Source organism: Oleiphilus sp. HI0066 (genome assembly GCF_001635725.1).
In genome coordinates this window covers 1-895 of sequence record NZ_LWFH01000405.1, presented here as the reverse complement: position 1 = coordinate 895, position 895 = coordinate 1, and the positions used below count along the sequence as shown (strand labels likewise).

Below are 895 nucleotides of genomic sequence, written 5' to 3'. Positions count from 1 at the left end.
CACTGCGCATGGCGCTCGAATTCGATGATCGAATGGCAGGTATGATGCCGTCTACAAAGGGTACGCTTTAAGCCGTACAAGTACGTTCTTTCTAAGCGTCTTTGCATGATTGCAAAGACGCTTCTTAGGTAAGTCAAAGCATGAGTTCTATTGCAATTATTGATTATGGCATGGGTAACCTTCACTCCGTTGCGAGTGCGTTTGAACATGTCTGTGGTTCTTCAATTCAAGTTACTTCTGACCCGCCTGTGATTGAATCAGCTGATCGCGTTGTATTGCCGGGTGTCGGCGCGATGCGTGATTGTATGGCTGAGATCAAGCGTTTGGGTGTCGATGAAATTGTTTCCAAAGTTTCCAAAGATCGACCTTTTCTAGGTATTTGTGTCGGCATGCAGGCCTTGATGCAAAGCAGTGAAGAGAATAGTGGCGTTGATTGCTTGGGCTTGTTCGATGGACAAGTAAAGTTTTTTGGCGATGACTTACGTGAAAATGGTCAGCGTTTGAAAGTGCCTCATATGGGGTGGAATCAAGTGGAACAGCGTGATCATCCGCTGTGGCATGGCATTGACAATCAGTCTCGATTTTATTTTGTGCACAGCTACTACGTGCCAACTAGTATTGATCAAAATCTCGTTGCGGGTACGACGCGTTACGGTGTCGATTTGAGCGCTGCTATTATGCGAAATAATGTCTTTGCGACGCAGTTTCACCCTGAGAAAAGTCAGCATGCTGGCTTGCAACTACTTAAGAATTTTAGTGAATGGAATGGTCAGCTTTAAGCTGGCATTGGTTTGGAAATAAATATGTTAATTATCCCTGCAATTGATCTTAAAGACGGCAAGTGTGTTCGATTACGCCAAGGTCGTATGGACGACTCTACGGTATTTTCCGATGA

At 44.8% G+C, this 895-nt stretch carries 2 protein-coding genes; both read left to right on the top strand.

The window, feature by feature from the left end; all coding sequences use genetic code 11:
• The first annotated feature begins 140 nt into the window (after positions 1-140).
• Positions 141-779 (top strand): imidazole glycerol phosphate synthase subunit HisH, encoded by a 639-nt coding sequence (gene hisH / locus A3738_RS05455; RefSeq protein ID WP_068475516.1) that lies wholly within the window; start codon positions 141-143, stop codon positions 777-779.
• A 24-nt stretch (positions 780-803) separates the two neighbouring features.
• Positions 804-895, top strand: a 92-nt coding sequence (locus tag A3738_RS29135; protein WP_255376147.1) for a HisA/HisF-related TIM barrel protein, incomplete at its 3' end; no start/stop codon positions are given.